Origin of the sequence: Escherichia sp. S10b, assembly GCF_028421345.1 — a bacterium.
GTDB lineage: Bacteria > Pseudomonadota > Gammaproteobacteria > Enterobacterales > Enterobacteriaceae > ECMA0423.
Genome location: NZ_JAHZSO010000148.1, coordinates 1 through 559, shown reverse-complemented (window position 1 = coordinate 559; position 559 = coordinate 1). Strand labels below are relative to the sequence as shown.

The following is a 559-nucleotide window of genomic DNA, read 5'->3' as shown; positions in this document are numbered from 1 at the left end:
CAGCGATGCAGAACGGTCTTCTGCCCGTATGCAGCGTTTTATGGAGCGTCAGACTCAGGCCGCCCGGCAGACAACGCAGGCGGCGTCTTCGGCTGCAACAGCCGCATCCGTCCATGCGCAGACGGTGGAGAAGAACGCACAGGCTCATGAACGCATGGCCCGCGAGGTGGAGAAAACCCGCCAGCGTATGGAGGCACTGAGCCAGAAAATGCGCGATGAACAGGCGCAGGCCATGGCTCTGGCGGAGGCTCAGGATAAAGCGGCTGCTGCGTTTTATCGTCAGATTGACAGTGTGAAACAGGCCAGTGCGGGGCTGCAGGAATTACAGCGTATTCAGCAGCAGATCCGACAGGCCAGAAACAGTGGCGGGATTGGTCAGCAGGATTATCTGGCGCTGATTTCTGAGGTTACGGCGAAAACCCGTGTTCTTACACAGGCTGAGGAAGAGGCTACCCGACAGAAAGTGGCGTTTATCCGTCAGCTTAAAGAGCAGGCAACCCGCCAGAATCTTTCTTCTTCTGAGTTGCTTCGTGCCAGGGCTGCCCAGCTGGGGGTAAGC

General features: G+C 58.0%; 1 pseudogene. It reads left to right on the top strand.

Going from position 1 to position 559, the window contains the following annotated elements:
- A pseudogene (locus tag FTE26_RS20275) lies at positions 1–559 on the top strand (phage tail tape measure protein); the annotation flags it as partial.